The following is an 18,054-nucleotide window of genomic DNA, read 5'->3' on the forward strand; positions in this document are numbered from 1 at the left end:
GGACGTCAGTCGGCGAGCCAGCGCCGCAGCGCGGCCTCGGACGCCCGCTCCGCGTCGGCGGCGGCATCCGTGTCGGCCGCGCCGTGCGCGCCGAAGGCGGCGCGAGCGCCGTCGCGGGCCGCAGGACTGCGCGGCTCCGGGGCGGTGAGGGGCTCGATGGGTGCCGTCGACGTGTCGTCGAAGAGGGTGGCCCCGGCCGCCGGATCGACCTCATCCGGGTCGCTCTCCGCGGCGCCGGTCTCGGCATCCGTCGCCTCCGGCTCGTCGTCGAACCCGTCGGCCACCCACTGCGCGAGCTCCGCCGGGTCGTACGCGTCGGTCTGCATCGAGGTGTCGATCTCCGGCGGCGTGGCGCCGGGCACGCGGTCGAGGAGGGCGATCGCGTCGTCGACGTCGAGGGCGGCGTGGGGCACGAGCTCGTCGCCCGCGACGCCGGCCGCGAGCGACTCGAGCAACTCGACCGCGTCGGCGACGATGTCGTCGCGCGCGGAGTCGTGACCGTGCACCAGCCACTGCGCGAACTCGAGCTCGGCGTACAGCCGGGCGCGTTCGCGCGTGCGGGCGTCGGGCGCGCGTCCGCTGTCGGCCACGTACGCCGCGTACACGTCGTCGGCGGCGTCGGGCGCCGAGGCGAGCCACTGCAGGTCGGTCGCCGGATCGCCGATCGAGAGCCCGTGCCAGTCGAGGAGGCCGGTGACCGTGGGGACGCCCTCGATGTCCTCGAAGAGGAACGACGCGGTGCCCGCACCCCCGAGGACGACGGACGACTCGAAGCGCCACAGCTCATCGGCGTCGGCAGCGCGACGCCACCGCGTCTCGAGCGACGAGGGCAGGCGCCGCGTGGTGCTCGCCCGATCGATCAGGCGGACGACATCGGCGCGCACCTGCTGCGGCGTGCGCGCGGGGAGTCCCTCGGCGCGTACGACCGACTGGGGGAGCGCGTGCAGGGCGGCCAGGGCCGTGCCGAGCGAGGTCGCAGCCCCCCGTCCCGGCGGCAGGTGCGCCGCGTCGACCCGGTAGCCCGGAAGGAAGTCGACGACGACGGCGCGCGAGTCGCCGAGTCCCGCCTCGCCGAGCAGCTCGGGCGCCCGGAAGGGCAGCAGCCCCCGCACGCCCGGGGTCAGCGCGCGCAGCGCGCGCACCTCGGCGGCGAGCTCCGGCGCCGCGGTGGCGTCGGCCGGCACCCGTACGACGACGCGCCGGCCGTCGTCGAGTTCGGCGACGGCGGCGTCGTAGCGGCCGGTGGAGCCCTCGGTGAGCGCACCGACTCCGACGACCCCGACCCGCGGGAGAGCCGACGTGACCGACGCGGCTAGAGTGAGGGGTGAGCGTGCCATGTGCCCAGGGTAGGTCGGCAGTGCTCGTCCGTCCCCGCGCCACGCCCGGCCCCATCCACGAAGCGGAGCATCCTCGATGACGGCGCCCGACAGCACGCGTCTCCCTCCGCTCGCGCGTGCGGCGCTGGATCGCGCGGCCGCCGAGCGCAGCACGACGGGTCTCGTCGAGGCGGCGCGGGCGGATGCCGCCAGCCGCGTGCTCGTGCTCGCCGATGACGCCGCGCCGCTCGCCTCGCCCGCCGAGCTGTGGTGGGTCTCGCCTGCCGATGTGCCCGACGGTGCCGAATGGGCGTTCCTCGGGCGCGACGACGACGGCGCCGCGGCGCTGGCGGCGGTGCTCCCCGCGGGGTCGCAGGAGCCGTTCGGCGCGCCCGCGGGATGGGCAGGACTGCGCAAGGTCGGCGGCGTGCTGTCGGACTTCGACGCCGGCGCGTTCGTCGAGGCGCTCAGCCTCGGGCGGTGGCTGCTGGACGCCCCCTTCTGCCCGGCGTGCGGGGCGCGTACGGCGATCACCGACGCCGGGTGGTCCCGCGTGTGCCCATCGTGCTCGCGGCAGCACTTCCCCCGCACCGACCCGGCGGTCATCGTCGCGATCACGAGCGCGCACGACCCCGACCGGCTGCTGCTCGGGTCGAACGCGCTGTGGGGCGCGCACCGGTACTCGTGCTTCGCGGGATTCGTCGAGGCGGGCGAGTCGCTCGAGGCCTCGGTGCGCCGCGAAGTCGAGGAGGAGTCCGGCATCGCCGTGGGCGACGTGACCTACCGCGGGTCGCAGGCATGGCCCTACCCGCGGTCGCTCATGCTCGGCTTCCTCGCGTCGTCGCTGGACGACGCCGCGGCGCGCGCCGACGGCGAGGAGATCGCGGAGGTGCGCTGGTTCACCCGCGACGAGATCGGCAGCGCGCTCGCGGGCGAGGGCGATGTCGTGCTCCCCGGCCGCGCGTCGATCGCGCACCGCCTCATCGCGGACTGGCACGCGGAGGAGCCGTGAGCGGTCACGCCCTCGCCGGGCTCGACGACCGGCAGCTGGAGGCGGTGACCGCGCTGCGCGGCCCCGTGGCGGTGCTCGCGGGTGCCGGCACCGGCAAGACCCGCGTCATCACCCATCGCATCGCGCACGGCGTCGACACCGGTGCGTACTCGCCCGGTCGCGTCATGGCCGTGACGTTCACCGCCAAGGCGGCGGGCGAGATGCGCGGGCGCCTGCGGGCGCTGGGTGTCGAGGGTGTGGCCGCACGCACCTTCCACGCCGCCGCGCTGGCTCAGCTCAACTTCTTCTGGCCGACGCTCGCGGGCGACACGGCACCGAGCATCGTCGACAACAAGGTGCGTCTGCTGGCGCATGCCGCCGACGGCATCGGACTCGGCCCGGATGTCGCGACGCTGCGGGATGTCGCGTCTCAGATCGAATGGCGCAAGGTCTCGATGCTCGGCATCGACGAGTACGCTGCCGCGCGTCCGGGAGGCGTCGGACGCCTCGGCGTCGACCGCGTGGTGGCGCTGCAGCGCGCGTACGAGAAGCTGAAGGACGAACGCCGCCAGCTCGACTTCGAGGACGTCCTCCTCGCGTGCGCCGGCATGCTCGAGGCCGAGCCCCAAGTGGCGAAGGCCGTGCGGGAGCAGTACCGCCACTTCACCGTGGACGAATTCCAGGATGTGTCGCCTCTGCAGAACCGCCTGCTCGAACTGTGGCTCGGCGACCGGCGCGACCTGTGCGTGGTGGGTGACGCGAGTCAGACGATCTACTCCTTCGCCGGCGCCGATGCGCGCTTCCTGCTGGATTTCGACAAGAAGTACGAGGAGGCGCGGCTGGTGCGCCTCGAGACGAACTACCGTTCGGACTCCCCGATCCTGGCGGTCGCCAACGAGCTCATGCGGGGCCGGCCGGGCGCGCTGCACCTCTCCGCCGCCGGCAGCGCCGCTCCCGCCGACGGCGCCGACGCGGCGACGGCCGTGCCGACGGTGACGGCCTTCGACGACGACCGCGCCGAGGCCCGGGCGGTGGCCGCGCGCATCTCGGCGCAGATCGCGGACGGGATCGACCCGCGCGAGATCGCGGTGCTGTACCGATCCCACGCGCAGTCGGCCGAGTTGCTCTCGGCTCTCGCCGACGAGGGGATCGCGGCGACCGTCCTCGGGGGCAAGCGCTTCTTCGACCTGCCCGAGGTGCGCCAGGGGATCATGGCGCTGCGCGGTGCCTCGGTCGCGCCGATCGACGGCGGCCTCGTCGACACCGTTCGCGACGTGCTCCGCTCGCTCGGGCTGACCGACGACCCGCCGCAGGCCGGGGGAGCACTGCGCGACGCTTGGGAGGCTCGTGCGGCGCTGCTGCGCCTGGCTCAGGAGGCGCCGGAGGGCACGACCCTCCGTGCCTTCACGGACGACCTCGCCGCTCGGGCGAAGACCCACGACGAACCCGCGCGGCGCACCGTGACGCTCGCGACCCTCCACGCGGCGAAGGGGCTGGAGTGGGGGCACGTCCACCTCGTCGGCGTGGCCGAGGGCCTCCTGCCGATCTCGTACGCGACGACCTTCGAGCAGGTCGACGAGGAGCGCCGGCTCGCCTACGTGGGGATCACGCGGGCCGGGCGAACGCTGTCGCTGACGTGGTCGCGAGGGGGACGGGAGCGGTCGCCGTCGCGCTTTCTGCGAGAGATCGGCAGCGGCACTCTGCGTGCGGCCGGTGCACCCGCACGCTCCGGTGCAGCGAGCCGGCGCGCAGGGTCACCGAGCGGTTCCTCGGCTGGGAGGGGTTCCGCCCGCGCTCCTCGATGAGCCGTCCTGCGACGATCCCGGCCTCCCACGTGACCGCGTCGTGGGCGTCGACGGGGCGCCCGATCAGCTGAGCGGCGACGGCGGGCCACGCGGGGTCGGCGTCCCGGCGGTGCGCCGCGACGCACGACAGGCACGCCGTCACGCCCGGAGCGACGACAGGGCCGACCTCGGCTCCGGATCCGGTGAGCACGACGGGAACGTGCGGGACGTCCTCGGCCATGAGCGAGGCGACCGTGGCCGGCGGCGCCACCCGGTGTGCGACGAGCACCAGCGCGACGGATCCGGGATCGAGCGTGCCGAGCCGTTCGAACGGATGCCGCGTGTGCACGTCGTAGCCGGCCGCCTCGAGTCCCGTCGCGATCGACCTGGCGTGGGCGTCGGGCACGTCGGGCACCGCCTGGACCGTCAGCCGTCGCCGCTGCGGGCGGTCGGCGGCGAGCGCGCGCCGCAGGCGCGCGAGCAGCCGTGCGGCGTCTTCGGCGGACGGAGCGCCCAGCGCCTGCGCGAACGGCACGAACGCGCCGTCGGGGATGCCGCGCTCCAGCTCGCGCAGGACGCGCAGCTGCCACGGCTGCGGCTCGTCCAGGATCGCGACCGGCTCGGCGCCGAACTGGATCGCGGTCGGCGACCGCCATACCGGCGGATGGGAGGGATCGAGGCGCAGCATGGCTCGATCCTGCCGCCGCGACGACGTCGGAGTCGCGCTATCCACAGATCACGCCGTGCGGATGCCGGGCACGCGCCCCTGGGGAGGAGCCGGCGTCACACCGGGCGGTGATCGTCCGGCGCGCTGCCGTCCGTGCCGTCCTCCGTGCCGTCCTCCGTGCCGTCCTTCCCGCTGTTGCCGACGTCGTCGCCGGCCAGCAGCCGGGCGAGCGCATCGTCCATCTCGTCGCGGACCGGCTCCTCGCCCCGAGCGCGGGCCTGCAGCCGGGCGACGAGGGCCGCCGGATCGTCGATGTCGGAAGCCGACGGCATGAGGTCGGGGTAGTCCCACAGCGCGTCGCGTGCGGCCGGGCCCACGGCATCCGTCACGGCGCGCCACATCGCGGCGGCCTCGCGCATGCGGCGCGGCCGCAGCTCGAGGCCCACGAGCGACCCCAGCGCGCGCTCAGCCGGGCCGCCCACGGCGCGGCGGCGACGGACCGCCTCGGCGATCCGCACGGCGGACGGGAGCCGGGACGTGGCGTCCTCGGTCACGATCTCGACCCAGCCCTCGATCGTCGCCAGGAGGTGCTCGAGGCGCGAGAGCGCGGCGTTCTGCGCCTCGGAGCGGGCGGGCAGCAGCGCGCCGCTCTCGAGCGCGCGCCGCAGTTCGTCGGGCTGCGAGGGATCGAAGCGCGACGCGAGGTCGTCGAGCGCCTCGGTGTCGACGTGGACGCCGCGGGCGAAGTCGGTCACCTGCGAGATCACATGCAGACGCAGCCAGCGGGCGTGGCGGAACAGACGCGCGTGCGCGAGCTCGCGCGTCGCGGCGTACAGCGCGAGCTGGTCTTCGGGCACTTCCAGTCCCTGGCCGAAGTCCGCGAAGTTCTGGGGGAGGATCGCCGCCTGCCCGTCGGGCATGAGGGGGATGCCGACATCACCGCCGCTGATGACCTCCTTCGAGAGGTTGCCGACGACCTGGCCCAGCTGCGACGCGAACAGCGATCCGCCCACCGTGCGCATGAGGCGCCCGGCGCCCTGCACGAGCCCCTGCATGTCTTCGGGGGCCTGCTCGCTGAGCGCCGACGTCAGGGCATCGGCGATGCTCGTGGCGACGGGCTCGGCGAGCTCCTGCCACACCGGCAGGGTCGCCTCGACCCACGTGCCGCGCGTGATCACCTGGGGCGGCGCGGCCAGCTCCGAGATCGTGGTGGCCTCGCTCAGCCACAGCGCCGCGAGGGCGAACGCCTGATCGAGGTCGGTGCGCTGGCCGCTCGTCACGCCGAGGCCGTCCTGGTTGGCGATGTGCAGCGCCTGGCGCGTGGCCATCTCCCACGAGATGCCGCCTTCGTCACCGCCGGCGAACGCGCCCTGCAACTGGCGCATCACCGCCTGCATCATCGCGGGGTCGATGTTCATGCCCGACAGCCGCGAGAGCTGCTCCGCATCCAGATCGCCGCCGGTCCCGCCGCCGAAGAGCTGCCGGATCAGCTCCTGGAACTCCTCCTCGGGGCTGCGCCCGTCTCCGTACTCGTCGCCACCGGTCGCATCGTCTGGCACTTCAGCCGCCTTTCAGCAGGTCGGGACCCTCGCGCTCTACGCTAGTCGCAGCATCCGTCGCACTCCCCGGCCAGGACCCGAACGCCTTACGCCGGTCGCGAACGACCAGGCATACGAACGACAAGGCACGGAAGAGAGGTCCCGCGTGGCCCTGTTCGACGAGAACACCACGATCGAGCCCGCGCCCCGGCAGCGCATCTCGCGGCGCACCGCCGCCGGAGTGTGGGCGCTCGTCGTGGCGATGGTGGTGCTGCTCGTCATCACGTTCGTGCCGACGTCGTACGTGATCCAGCGACCGGGTCCGGTGTACAACACGCTCGGCAGTGCCGAGTCCGCCGACGGCGAGGAGGTTCCGCTGATCTCGATCGAGGGGGCCGAGACCTACCCGACCGACGGCGCGCTGGACCTGCTGACCGTGCAGGTGCAGGGCAACCGCGAGCGGACCCCCTCGTGGTTCGAACTGGCGACGGCGTGGTTCGACCCGAGCAAGGCGGTGCTGCCGATCGACGCGGTCTTCCCCGAGGGGCAGAGCACCGAGGAGCGCAACGAGGAGAGCGCCGCGATGATGGTCGACTCCCAGCAGGAGGCCACGGCTGCGGCCCTCACCGAGCTGGGGTACGACGTCGGGGCGCAGCTGTCGGTCCACTCCCTCCTCGACGGCTCCGCCGCGGAGGGCGTGCTCGAGGCGGGCGACATCATCCTGGAGGCCGACGGCGAGACCGCGACGGATGCCGCATCCCTGCGCGCGATCATCAACGAGGCCGACGGCGCACCCGTCGAACTGCTCATCGAGCGGGCGGGCGAGGAGCTGACGGTCGAGGTGACGCCGAAGGAGTCCACGATCGACGGCGAGTCGACGTGGCTGATCGGGGTGAACCTGATCACGGACTACGAGTTCCCGATCGACGTGACCATCCAGCTCAACAACGTGGGCGGCCCGAGCGCCGGCATGATGTTCGCCCTCGGCATCATCGACACCCTCACGCCGGGGGCCCTCAACGGCGGCGATCAGGTCGCCGGCACCGGCACGATCACCGCAGACGGCGACGTCGGCCCGATCGGCGGGATCCGTCAGAAGATGTGGGGAGCGCTGGATGCCGGGGCCGAGTGGTTCCTCGCGCCCGAGGCGAACTGCGACGAGGTCGTCGGCAACGTTCCCGGCGATCTGCGCGTGTTCGCCGTCGAAGACCTCGACGACGCGCTGGCGGTGCTGGACGCCGTCCGCGAGGACGGCGACCTCGACGCGCTGCCCACGTGCGCGGCGGGATGAGCCGCCGGCGCGGGGCCTCGGGGATTTCGCTCAGCGCGGACTAGGCGGTCGCCCAGCAGCCGCCGCCTAGGATGGGACCGTGACCACGACCTCGGCGCCGAATACGGCCACACCCTCCCGCTCCCGACGCGTCATCGCCATCACCCTCGCGGTCATCGCCGCCCTGGTGGTGGCGTTCTTCGTCTTCGCCAGCCTGTACGCGGACTGGCTCTGGTACGAGCAGCTCGGGTTCGAGTCGGTCCTGCTCACCCAATGGGTCGCGCGCGTCGTGATGTTCGTGATCGGCTTCCTCGGGATGGCCGTCCCGGTGTGGCTGTCGATCCAGCTCGCCTATCGCCTCCGTCCCGTGTACGCGCGGCTCAGCTCGCAGCTGGACCGCTATCAGGAGGTCGTCGAGCCGCTGCGGCGCCTCGCGATGTGGGGCATCCCCGTCTTCTTCGGCTTCTTCGCCGGGTTCGCGGCGTCGGCGCAGTGGGAGACCACGTGGCTGTGGCTCAACGGCGTCGCCACCGACACGACCGACCCCGAGTTCCACCTCGACACCGGCTTCTACCTCTTCGCCATGCCGTTCTGGGGCGCCCTGGTCGGCTTCGTGTCGGCGGTGCTCCTGGTCTGCCTGCTCGTGACGGCGCTGGTCTCGTACCTGTACGGCTCGGTGCGGATCGGTCAGCGCGAGCTGCGCATCTCGAAGTCCGCGCGCATCCAGCTCGCCGTGATCGCAGGCCTGTACCTGCTCGTCCAGGGCGTGAGCCTGTGGCTCGATCGCTACAAGACGCTGGTCGAGCCGGGCGCGGGCGGACGCATCACCGGCCCCGGCTACACCGAGGCGAACGCCATCATCCAGGGCCAGACGATCCTCGCGTTCGCCGCGGTCATCGTCGCGATCCTGTTCTTCGTCACCGCCGTCATCGGCCGCTGGCGCTATCCGCTCATCGCCACCGCGCTGCTGGTCGTCTCGGCGATCGTGCTCGGCGTCGGCTATCCGTGGGTGGTGAACACCTTCCAGGTGCAGCCCAACCAGGACGTGTACGAGCGGGAGTACTTCCAGCGCAACATCGACGGCACGAAGGCGGCCTACGGCATCGACGGTCTCGAGAAGACCGAGTTCACCGCCACGACGACCGCCGACGCCGGTCAGCTGCGCAGCGACGCGGCGACGACGACGCAGATCCGCATCATGGACCCCGCCGTGATCGGCCCCACCATCCGCCAGCTCGAGCAGTACCGCCCGTACTACCAGTTCGGCAATCCGCTCGACGTCGACCGCTACGAGATCGACGGTGCGATGCAGGACACCATCGTCTCGGTGCGCGAGCTGAACGTCGACCAGCTGGGAGCCGGTGCGTCGTGGGTCAACGAGACGCTCGTGTACACGCACGGCTACGGGATGGTCGCCGCCGCGGGCAATGAGCGCACTGTCGACGGCAACCCGGTGTTCCTCGAACGGGGCATCCCCGCGACCGGGTTCCTGTCGGAGAACCCGGACTTCCAGCCGCGCGTCTACTTCGGCGAGAAGTCGCCCGAGTACTCGATCGTCGGCGCGCCCGAGGGTACCCCCCCGATCGAGCTCGACTACCCGTCGGGTTCGGACGGCAGCGCGGGACCGCGCACGACGTTCGAGGGCGACGGCGGTCCGTCCGTCGGCAACGCCTTCAACCGTCTCATCTACGCGCTGAAGTTCCAGTCCGAGCAGATCCTGTTCGCCGACGGCGTGAACGAGGACTCGCAGATCCTCTACGACCGCGACCCGCTCTCGCGCGTGAGGAAGGTGGCCCCGTACCTCGAGCTCGACAGCGACCCGTACCCGACGGTCGTGGACGGCCGCATCAAGTGGGTCGTCGACGGGTACACGCTGAGCGCCAACTACCCGTACTCCAAGACGGTGCCGCTGTCGGCGGCGATCGCCGACTCGACCAACACGCAGCCGCGCTTCGCGCTGGATGACATCAACTACATCCGCAACTCGGTGAAGGCGACCGTCGACGCGTACGACGGCTCGGTCACGCTGTACGCGTGGGAGCCCGAGGACCCGCTGCTGCAGGCATGGCAGAACGTGTACCCGTCGACGCTCGAGCCGTTCAGCGAGATGTCGGCCGACCTGATGAGCCACGTGCGCTACCCGACCGACCTGTTCAAGGTCCAGCGCGCGATGCTGCAGGTGTACCACGTCGACGACGCGCAGTCGTTCTACGAGCGCGACAACGCGTGGGCGACGCCCGAAGACCCGCAGAACCCCAACGCGCTGCAGCCGCCGTACTACCTGACGATGCAGATGCCCGGTCAGGCGAGTCCGTCGTTCTCGATGTTCACGACGTTCATCCCGTCGTCGTCGACGGGAGCCGAGAGCCGCAACGTGCTGATGGGCTACCTCGCGGCCGACTCGAACGCGGGCGCCGAGGCCGGCATCAAGGGCGAGGACTACGGCAAGCTGCGGCTGCTCGAGATCGATGCCGAGACGACCGTCCCCGGTCCTGGCCAGGTGCAGAACCGGTTCGATTCCGATCCGGTCGTGTCACAGCAGATCAACGTGCTCACGATCGGCCAGTCCGAGGTGATCAACGGCAACCTGCTGACGCTCCCGGTCGGCGGCGGGCTGCTGTACGTGCAGCCGGTCTTCGTCCAGGCGGCGGAGGGCACCCAGCTGCCCCAGCTGCGCAAGGTGCTCGTGGCGTTCGGCGACCAGATCGCGTTCGAAGACACGCTGAGCGAAGCGCTCGACGTGCTGTTCGGCGGCGACTCGGGAGCCGAGGGCGGAGACGGCGAGGTCACTCCGACGCCGGGGGAGACACCCCAGCCCGAGCCGACCGAGCCTCCGGAGGAGGGCGGGACGCCTGACCCCGAAGTGCCGACGGACGAGTATCAGGCCGCGCTGGAAGAAGCCCAGGAGGCGATGATGGAGCGCCAGGAGGCGCTGCAGGCCGGCGACTGGGCCGCGTACGGCGAGGCCGATGAGCGCCTCACCGCCGCGGTCGAGAAGCTCATCGAGCTCGGCGCCCAGCAGTAACGCGAGCGTTCCACGACGAGCCCGGACCGCCCCGCGCGCCTCACGCGCGCGGGGCGGTCGCCGCTCGCCTGCGGATCTCCGACGGGGTCGCCCCGAACCAGCGACGGCATGCGCGCGTCAGCGCGCTCTGCTCACTGAGGCCCAGTACGCCCGCGAGCTGCCCGAGGGGCATGTCGGTGTCGCGCAGGTAGCGCACCGCCTCGTCTCGCCGCACGTCGTCGAGGAGCCGCGCGAACGTCGTGCCGTGCGCGGCGAGCTGTCGCTGCAGGCTGCGCCGGTGCTGCGCCAGGTGCGCGGCGACCAGGTCGAGGTCGAGAGCCCCGGTCGGCAGCATCCGTCGGATCAGCGCGACGACCGCGTCCGTCGTCGTCGACGCCGTCGGCACCGCGATCGTGTTCAAGTAGTCCTGCACCACCGCGTGCACGGCGCTGTCGGATCCCAGCGGCCGGCCCAGCAGCGCCGCGGGGAAGCGGAACCCGTACACCGGCGCCGAGAACTCGACGGGGGAGCCGAAGTAGCGCACGTAGTCGGATCGCTCGACGAGGGGCTCGTGGCGCAGCAGCACGGTCGACGGCAGGAAGTCGGGCCCCGCGAGCAGACGGAAGACGCGACAGGTCACCCCCAGCGCGAGCTCGGCCGCCTGCCGGTGCGACGGCGGGCGCTCGGCGAGGATCCGCCACTCGAACGTCGCGACCGTGGCAGCGGCACCCGGAACGACCCGCACCGCGAGGGCGGGGCTGTAGACGGTCATGTAGTGCTCGATCGCATGGAGCGCTTCGCCCACCGTCGGAGCGGTGCGCGCCGCGACGCCGAGCGGACCCAGGATCTCGATTCCCTGCCGTTCGCCCAGCCGCCGCCCGAAATCGCCCGCGCCCGTGGCGACCGACGCGGCCTCGAGCACCGCCACGACGCTGCGATAGTCGACGAACGTGTCGTGGTCGCCGAGGGCCCCGCACGTGAGGTGGGCGCGTGCGAGGAGCTCGTCGGCGTCCGCGCCGAGTTCCTCGACGAGCTCCGCGAACCCGAGCAAGGACGTGCCGCGGATCAAGGACATGTCACCCATGGTCAAGAACTTGTCGCATCAAGTCAAGACCGAGCCCCCTCTCGTGGGCGACAGTGGATCCGGCCCGCGTCTCGACCAGACGCGCACCCCACGAATCCTCGAAGAAGAGAGCAGGGCATGAGCCGCTTCGACATCACCCGCACCAACCTCGCCGTCCGGCGACTGATCGAGACCACCGAGAACCCGCGCCACCGCTGGCTGCTGCACGCGTACGATCGCCACCGCAACCTCGAGATGGCCGGTCGCTGGGAGGAGATCTTCGCGCCCGAGATGACGGTGGAGCACCCGGTGTACCACTTCAACGTCTTCGGCATCAACACGGTTCTCGACGGCGCCGACGCGGTCAAGTCCGTCTACAGCGAGTGGTCGCGCTCGGCGCAGTGCATCTTCTACACCGACGACGAGAAGCTCGCCGTCGGCGACAACATGATCGTCTCGACGGCCACCATCTACCAGCAGACCCCCGGCATCGTCCTGGCCGAGGCCGGCGCCCCGGTCGATCCGAACGCCCACTACCTGGTGGCCAACGTGGAGCACATGATCTGGCCGTACGACGACGAGGGCCGCCTGATCGGCGAGGACGTGTGGGAGATCGACGAGTCGAAGCGGCAGATCATCCCCCTCGCGCCCGAGGAAGTGCTCACCGTCGAGCAGTCGGCTCAGCTGCTGAACCCGCTCATCAAGCCCCTCCCCACCCGTCCCTTCTGAGACGGATCCTCCCCACCCCGCACCCTCTCGCCTCGGATCCCAGCCCGAGGCGAGAGGGTGCGCCCTTTCCTCCCGGTGCGGGGTGCGCGGTCTCAGGTGAGGGCCGCGTACCAGAGGAGCAGGAGCGTGACGAGAAAGCCCGAGAGCTGATTCAGCCAGAGGAAGCGGCGCCAGCCCGCGGTCGCCGAGGCCGCCTCGGAATCGCGGAGCGCCCGGTACGGCCACACCGTCGCGAGGTACGCCACGGCGACGACGGCGGCGAGAGGACCCGGCCACGCGGTGAGCAGCATCGTGATGCCGGCTCCCGCGTAGCACCAGAGCGAGAAGAGCACCGTCCTGCGGGCGCCCAGCACCGTCGCGATCGACGAGATCCCCGCCTCGCGGTCGGCCACGATGTCCTGCACCGCGCCGAACGCGTGCGACGCGATGCCCCACAGGGCGAACGCGCCGATCACGGCGATCAGCTGCCACGTCCACACGGCACCCGCGAGGACCAGCCCGTACACCGCCGGCGAGAAGAAGTGGATGCTGCTGGTGACCGAGTCAGCGAACGGCCGTTCCTTGAGGCGCAGCGGCGGGGCGCTGTAGAAGACCACGGCGAGCAGGCTGACGCCCAGGACGACCCACGAGGCGGGTGAACCGATCGACACGAGGAAGACGATGAACGGCGCGCACGCCAGCCCTGCGGCCCACAGGGTGAGCCGGTGCACACGAGGATCCAGCACCGCGCCGTGAGCGCCGCCCTTCCGCGGATTGCGGATGTCGGACTCGTAGTCGAAGACGTCGTTGATGCCGTACATCGCCAGGTTGTACGGGACCAGGAAGAACAGCGTCCCCACCACGAGCGCGGTGTCGACTTCGCGCGTCGCGAGGAGGTAGGCCGCCGCGAACGGAAAGGCGGTGTTCACCCAGCTCACCGGCCGGGAGGCGAGGAGCAGCTGACGCGCGACGACGCGCAGCCCGAGCGGGGGATCTGTCGTCACGTCCGCGTCCTGCGCTTGTCACGGGCGGTCAGCATCGTGAAGACCGCGGGAACGAAGAAGGCCGCGCAGACGGCGTACGCGAAGTCCTCGACCGGCGCGAGCCCGATCCTGAGCCCCGAGATGCGATCGGCGGGGTAGTCGAACAGGCCGGCCGCGATCATGACGTTGTCGAACACGGCGGTCAGCACCACGAGGGCGACCGCTGCCGTGGCTGACGCGGCCATCCGGGCGCCGAACCGCGGCTTCGCTCGTGTCAGCAGCACCGCGGCCACCGTGAGCACGGCGAACGGCAGGACGATGAGCGGGTAGGTCATCGGTCCTCCTCCCGAGGGGCCGGGTCGGCATCCGTCCGACGCCGATCGATCACCCGGCGCGCCCCCTGGAACGCGACCAGCGCGAGGTAGCACAGGAACGCCAGGAAGAACGGCTCCTCGATCGGCAGGTGCGGGGCGAGCACGACGCCCACGAGCAGCGGGCTCTCGCCGACGACGAACACGCCTGCGGCGATGCCGACGGCATCCCATGCCAGGAAGAACGCCGTGCCGATCGCGACCGCGCCCGCCGCTGCACGCGGCTCGCTCCAGAAGGCGAGCCGCCATCGCCGGTCGAGCAGCGCGATCCCTGCGGCGGAGACGAGGATGGCGGCGAGGTACGCTCCCGGCATCTCACGCCGTCCGCACCGGCTCGGGGAGCGGGCCGGGCGACCGGTCGCCGCGGAGGCGCTTGAGTACCAGCTCGGCCGAGATCAAGCACATCGGCAGCCCGATGCCCGGGAGCGTCGATGCGCCGACGTACGCGAGGCCCGCCACCTTGGCGGAGGCGTTGCGCGGCCGGAACAGCGCGCTCTGGCCGAGGGTATGGGCAAGACCCAGGGCGTTCCCCCGCCACGCGCCGAACTCGGCGGCGAAGTCGCCGGGGGCGATGGTGCGCCGCACCACGACGCGCTCGGCGAGATCCGGGATGCCGCACCACTGCGAGATCTGCGAGATCGCGCGGTCCGCAGCCCGCTCGACCGACTCGTCTCCGCCGCCGCCGACGCCGCCGCGGCCGAGTGCCGGATCGGCCGGGATCGGAACCAGCACGAAGAGATTCTCGTGCCCGGGCGGGGCGACGCCGGGATCGGTGGCACTGGGCCGGCACACGTACAGCGACGCGGGGTCGGGGATGCGCGGGCGAGGGCCGAAGATGTCGCGGAAGTTCGCGCGCCAGTCGTCGGCGAACAGCAGGGTGTGGTGAGCGAGCTGGGGGAGCCGGCCCCGCACTCCGAGCAGCACGAGCAGCGCACCCGGACTGGGCGTGCGGCGGTGCCATCGACGCTCCGGGTGACTCTGCAGGCGACGGGGGAGGAGGGCGGTCTCGGTGTGGTGGAGGTCGGCGCCCGAGACGACGAGATCGGCGGCGATGCGGCGCCCGTCTTCGAGCGCCACACCGGTGGCGCGTGCGTTCTCGGTCGTGATCGAGACCACGCGCGCAGCGGTCTCGATCACGGCTCCCGACGCCTCCGCGAGGCGGGTGACGGCCCGGACGACCTCGACGAATCCGCCCCGCGGGTAGAGCACCCCGTCGTCGAGGTCGAGGTGGCTCATGAGGTGGTACAGGCTCGGAACCCGGTAGGGCGAGCCTCCGAGGAAGACGGCGGGGTACTGGAGGATCCGTCGCAGCCGAGCGTCGCGGAACCGGCGATCGACGTGAGATGCGAGGCTGCGCGTCAGCAGCGGGGCGAGTTGCGGAAGCCGGCGCAGCACCTCGGGGTCGCGCAGACCCGCGGTCGACTCGTACGTGTCGTAGAGGAAGCGCGACACCGCCAGGTCGTACGCATCGCCGGCCGAGTCGAGGTATCCCTCCAGGCGCGCCCCCGCCCCAGGTTCGACGTCCTCGAAGAGGGCCATGGCCGCACCGCGCCCGGATCGCACGTCGAGCGGTGGCTCGGCGGTGCGAGGGTCTGAGTACACCCGGTACGCCGGATCCAGCCGAACGAGGTCGACCTCCTGCTCCGCGCTCGTGCCCAGCAGGCGGAAGAAGTGGTCGAAGACCTCGGGCATGAGGTACCAGCTCGGGCCGGTGTCGAACCGGAACCCGTCCCGATCCCAGGAGCCCGCGCGTCCGCCGAGCTCGTCGCGCGCCTCGAACAGCGAGACCGACCAGCCGTCGGCGCCGAGGAGGGCGGCGGTGGCGAGCCCGCCGATGCCGCCGCCGATCACCACCGCCCGGCCCGGTTTCTGCGGCGTCACCGTCGGCGCTCCCGCAGCGGCGAGAGGCCTGCCCACGCCCGGGCAGCGAGCCGGGCCTTCACGATGTCGGGAACGCGCACCCGCCCGCCCGCCGTGCCGCCGTCGCGCAGTCGCCTCGCCAGCTCCGCGAACAGGTCGTGAGCGGCCGTGACGGCGCGCCGGCAGTCCCGCGGCAGGTCCGGGATGACCGCGGCCGCGGCCGCGAGGTCGTCGTCGATGCGGTCCAGCACGTCGTCGCGGGAGAGGCCCCCGGGGGAGAGTCCGAGGTAGTCGCGGCCCAGCGCTCGCGTATCGTGCTCGACGTCGCGCAGGAAGTTGACCTCCTGGAAGGCGGCGCCGAGCCGGCGCGCGCCATCGGCGAGCGCGGGCGGCGGCTGCTCGATCCGTCGGGCACCGGCGTTGACGAACACCTGCAGGCACATCAGCCCCACCGCTTCGGCCGAGCCGTACACGTACGCGGAGTGGGAGTCCTCGTCGTGCCGGCGCACGGCGAGGTCGGTGCGCATGGAGGCGAAGAACGGCGTGATGAGCGACTCGCCGATTCCGCACTCGCGCGCGGTCCGCGCGAACGCGTGGACGACGAGGTTGGCGCTGAACCCGCGCTCGATCGCGGCGATCGTCTCGCGCTCCAGGTCGTCGAGCACCGCGCGCGTCGCGTCAGTCGAGAGGCCGGCCGAGGCGGCCGGGCCGTCCACGACCTCGTCGGCGACCCGGACGAGGGCGTAGACCGTGCGCACGTGGGGGCGAGGACGCGGACCCAGCAGCCGGCAGGCGATCGCGAACGACGTCGAGTAGCGCGCGATGACGGTCGCCGCGGCATCGCGCGCGGTGCGGTCGTAGAGCTCGAGCGCGTCCGCCGCCGGGGTTCTGCCGGTCACGGGATCCGCCGTTCCACCTGGTCGGCGAGTTCACGCAGCAGCGCGCCGGCGGGGCCGGGCAGCTGAGCGTCGCGCGACGCGGACCGCACGTCGCCGAGGGTCTCGTCGATCAGGGCGATCAGACGACGGCGGGCACCCGAGGATTCCAGCTCGCGCTGGGCGACGCGCACGGCGACCGGCCCCGTGCGCGCGCGCACGAGCACGTCGTCGACGCGAGTCCCGCCCATCGTCTCGCGGGCGATCGCCACAAGCGGCGTGCGCTTGCCCTCCCGCAGATCGACGCCGGCCTCTCGGCCCGCCTGATCGGATGAGCCGAAGGTGCCGATGAGATCGTCGACCAGTTGGAAGGCCAGTCCGAGCCACCCGCCGGCGTGCGCGAGCACCCGCTGGGAGTCTGCGGTGGCGCCGCCCAGGAGCGCGCCGGCCTGGAGAGGCGCGCTGAAGGAGTAGACGGCCGTCTTGCGGTACGCCGTGGCGAGGGCGTCTTCGCGCGTCGCAGCGCGGGCCGACACGCTCTGCTCCACATCGGAGAGCTCGCCCGCGGCGGAGACGAAGATCGCGTCGTCGAGCAGTGCGAGCAGGTGTTCCCGAGTGCCCGCGGCGACATCCGCCATGGCGATCAGGCGGAAGGCCTCGTGCAGCAGGAGATCCCCGGCGAGGATCGCGGCGGCGTCGCCCAGCAGCGCGGCCCCGTCGGGGTCGGCCCCCTGGTCGAGACCGCGGCTTCGGAACTCCCCTGAGACGTTGGGGACCCCGCGCCGCACGGTGTCGTGGTCGATCACGTCGTCATGCACGAGGAACGCGGCGTGGAGGAGCTCGAACGCCGCGCCCACCGACAACACGGCCGACGCGTGGGGCTCGCCGCCTCCGAATGCGCGGAACGATGCGAGGACGAGCGCCGGTCGCAGACGCTTGCCTCCCCGCGCCGCCCGCGAGATCGCGGCGCCGAGGGCGGCGAACCCGGGCCCGAGATCCACCGCGCGGTCGCGAATGCGGGCGAGCGACCCGTCGATCGCGATGTCGAGGGCCGGGTCCGGTGCCGTGACGTTCATGTCGTCGGCTGCCGCTCGCCGGCCACTTCGAACAGTCTGAGCTGCTCGGCCTGCAGGACCAGCCACGGGCTGAACGCCCAGGGGGTGGTCGCGATCGACGCGGCGAGGTCTTCGGGCGCGACCCAGCGCGAGTCGATGACCTCGAGGGGATTGAGCGTCGGCTCCTCATCCGTGTACGCCGTGTAGACCGGGCACAGTTCGTGCTCGACGATGCCGTTGGCATCGGTCGCGCGGTAGCGGAAGAGCGGCAGTGCCAGGTCGATGTCGGTCAGCGACAGTCCCAGTTCGAAGTCGGCGCGTCGCCTCACGGCACTCAGCACCGGCTCGGCCGGACGCGGATGCCCGCAGAACGAGTTCGTCCACACTCCCGGCCACGTCTTCTTGCCGAGCGCTCGCCGGGTGACGAGCACGTGACCGTCCCGGTTGCGCACATGACAGGAGAAGGCGAGGTGCAGGGCCGTGTCGGTGCCGTGCACGCTGCTCTTGGGTGCGGTCCCGATCGCGCGGCCGTCGTCGTCGAGCAGCACCACTTCGTCGATGTCGGTCAT

15 protein-coding genes are annotated in these 18,054 nt (G+C 72.2%); 5 read left to right on the forward strand and 10 right to left on the reverse strand.

Annotated elements, in window-relative coordinates; all coding sequences use genetic code 11:
* Positions 1 to 5 precede the first annotated feature (5 nt).
* The gene (locus IM778_RS06640) at positions 6 to 1,337 is read right to left on the reverse strand and encodes a phosphotransferase (RefSeq protein WP_194411247.1); all 1,332 of its coding nucleotides are present in this window, start codon (positions 1,335 to 1,337) and stop codon (positions 6 to 8) included.
* 76 nt (positions 1,338 to 1,413) lie between these two features.
* On the opposite strand from IM778_RS06640, the gene nudC reads away from it, so the two are divergent.
* On the forward strand, positions 1,414 to 2,328 hold the full coding sequence (gene nudC, locus IM778_RS06645) for an NAD(+) diphosphatase (protein WP_194411248.1): 915 nt from the start codon (positions 1,414 to 1,416) through the stop codon (positions 2,326 to 2,328).
* Positions 2,325 to 4,112: an ATP-dependent helicase gene (locus IM778_RS06650; RefSeq protein ID WP_194411249.1), complete on the forward strand. Its 1,788-nt coding sequence runs from the start codon at positions 2,325 to 2,327 to the stop codon at positions 4,110 to 4,112. Before nudC ends, IM778_RS06650 begins: the two co-directional genes overlap by 4 nt.
* Positions 4,113 to 4,874: 762 nt before the next feature.
* On the opposite strand, the gene IM778_RS06655 is transcribed toward IM778_RS06650, so the two are convergent.
* On the reverse strand, positions 4,875 to 6,248 hold the full coding sequence (locus tag IM778_RS06655; protein WP_420488855.1) for a zinc-dependent metalloprotease: 1,374 nt from the start codon (positions 6,246 to 6,248) through the stop codon (positions 4,875 to 4,877).
* A gap of 214 nt (positions 6,249 to 6,462) precedes the next feature.
* Here IM778_RS06655 and IM778_RS06660 point away from each other — a divergent pair, with 214 nt between their 5' ends.
* Complete coding sequence (locus IM778_RS06660; protein ID WP_194411250.1) at positions 6,463 to 7,587, forward strand: YlbL family protein; 1,125 nt, start codon at positions 6,463 to 6,465, stop codon at positions 7,585 to 7,587.
* Positions 7,588 to 7,666: 79 nt separating this feature from the next.
* Positions 7,667 to 10,591 (forward strand): UPF0182 family membrane protein, encoded by a 2,925-nt coding sequence (locus tag IM778_RS06665; RefSeq protein WP_194411251.1) that lies wholly within the window; start codon positions 7,667 to 7,669, stop codon positions 10,589 to 10,591.
* 40 nt (positions 10,592 to 10,631) lie between these two features.
* Here IM778_RS06665 and IM778_RS06670 read toward each other — a convergent pair whose 3' ends face one another.
* Positions 10,632 to 11,645, reverse strand: a complete 1,014-nt coding sequence (locus IM778_RS06670) for an AraC family transcriptional regulator (protein WP_194411252.1) — start codon at positions 11,643 to 11,645, stop codon at positions 10,632 to 10,634.
* A 126-nt stretch (positions 11,646 to 11,771) separates the two neighbouring features.
* Here IM778_RS06670 and IM778_RS06675 point away from each other — a divergent pair, with 126 nt between their 5' ends.
* Positions 11,772 to 12,362 (forward strand): hypothetical protein, encoded by a 591-nt coding sequence (locus IM778_RS06675; RefSeq protein WP_194411253.1) that lies wholly within the window; start codon positions 11,772 to 11,774, stop codon positions 12,360 to 12,362.
* A 92-nt stretch (positions 12,363 to 12,454) separates the two neighbouring features.
* Here IM778_RS06675 and IM778_RS06680 read toward each other — a convergent pair whose 3' ends face one another.
* Genes IM778_RS06680 through idi form a run of 7 tightly spaced genes read right to left on the reverse strand, consistent with a single transcriptional unit; the run spans position 12,455 to position 18,054 of the window.
* Positions 12,455 to 13,345 carry a prenyltransferase gene (locus IM778_RS06680; RefSeq protein WP_228484787.1) on the reverse strand — a complete coding sequence of 297 codons (891 nt, stop codon included), beginning with the start codon at positions 13,343 to 13,345 and terminating at the stop codon, positions 12,455 to 12,457.
* Positions 13,342 to 13,659: a lycopene cyclase domain-containing protein gene (locus tag IM778_RS06685; protein ID WP_194411254.1), complete on the reverse strand. Its 318-nt coding sequence runs from the start codon at positions 13,657 to 13,659 to the stop codon at positions 13,342 to 13,344. The genes IM778_RS06680 and IM778_RS06685 overlap by 4 nt, the downstream gene beginning before the upstream one ends.
* Entirely contained in the window at positions 13,656 to 14,009 is a 354-nt protein-coding gene (locus IM778_RS06690) for a lycopene cyclase domain-containing protein (RefSeq protein ID WP_194411255.1), read from the reverse strand. Before IM778_RS06690 ends, IM778_RS06685 begins: the two co-directional genes overlap by 4 nt.
* Position 14,010: 1 nt before the next feature.
* Positions 14,011 to 15,576: a phytoene desaturase family protein gene (gene crtI / locus IM778_RS06695; protein WP_194411256.1), complete on the reverse strand. Its 1,566-nt coding sequence runs from the start codon at positions 15,574 to 15,576 to the stop codon at positions 14,011 to 14,013.
* Positions 15,573 to 16,454, reverse strand: coding sequence for a phytoene/squalene synthase family protein (locus IM778_RS06700; RefSeq protein ID WP_194411257.1), 882 nt, complete (start codon positions 16,452 to 16,454; stop codon positions 15,573 to 15,575). Before IM778_RS06700 ends, crtI begins: the two co-directional genes overlap by 4 nt.
* Positions 16,451 to 17,506 carry a polyprenyl synthetase family protein gene (locus IM778_RS06705; RefSeq protein ID WP_194411258.1) on the reverse strand — a complete coding sequence of 352 codons (1,056 nt, stop codon included), beginning with the start codon at positions 17,504 to 17,506 and terminating at the stop codon, positions 16,451 to 16,453. Before IM778_RS06705 ends, IM778_RS06700 begins: the two co-directional genes overlap by 4 nt.
* Entirely contained in the window at positions 17,503 to 18,054 is a 552-nt protein-coding gene (gene idi, locus IM778_RS06710) for an isopentenyl-diphosphate Delta-isomerase (RefSeq protein ID WP_194411259.1), read from the reverse strand. Before idi ends, IM778_RS06705 begins: the two co-directional genes overlap by 4 nt.

This window comes from Microbacterium cremeum (genome assembly GCF_015277855.1).
In the GTDB taxonomy this organism is placed as follows: Bacteria; Actinomycetota; Actinomycetes; order Actinomycetales; family Microbacteriaceae; genus Microbacterium; species Microbacterium cremeum.

Excerpts from the sequence above, each read along its gene's own strand:
- IM778_RS06690 (WP_194411255.1), bottom strand. The coding sequence starts at position 14,009 with ATGCCGGGAGCGTACCTCGCCGCCATCCTCGTCTCCGCCGCAGGGATC.
- IM778_RS06640 (WP_194411247.1), bottom strand. The coding sequence starts at position 1,337 with ATGGCACGCTCACCCCTCACTCTAGCCGCGTCGGTCACGTCGGCTCTC.
- idi (WP_194411259.1), bottom strand. The coding sequence starts at position 18,054 with ATGACCGACATCGACGAAGTGGTGCTGCTCGACGACGACGGCCGCGCG.
- nudC (WP_194411248.1), top strand. The coding sequence starts at position 1,414 with ATGACGGCGCCCGACAGCACGCGTCTCCCTCCGCTCGCGCGTGCGGCG.
- IM778_RS06675 (WP_194411253.1), top strand. The coding sequence starts at position 11,772 with ATGAGCCGCTTCGACATCACCCGCACCAACCTCGCCGTCCGGCGACTG.
- IM778_RS06685 (WP_194411254.1), bottom strand. The coding sequence starts at position 13,659 with ATGACCTACCCGCTCATCGTCCTGCCGTTCGCCGTGCTCACGGTGGCC.
- IM778_RS06670 (WP_194411252.1), bottom strand. The coding sequence starts at position 11,645 with ATGTCCTTGATCCGCGGCACGTCCTTGCTCGGGTTCGCGGAGCTCGTC.
- IM778_RS06705 (WP_194411258.1), bottom strand. The coding sequence starts at position 17,506 with ATGAACGTCACGGCACCGGACCCGGCCCTCGACATCGCGATCGACGGG.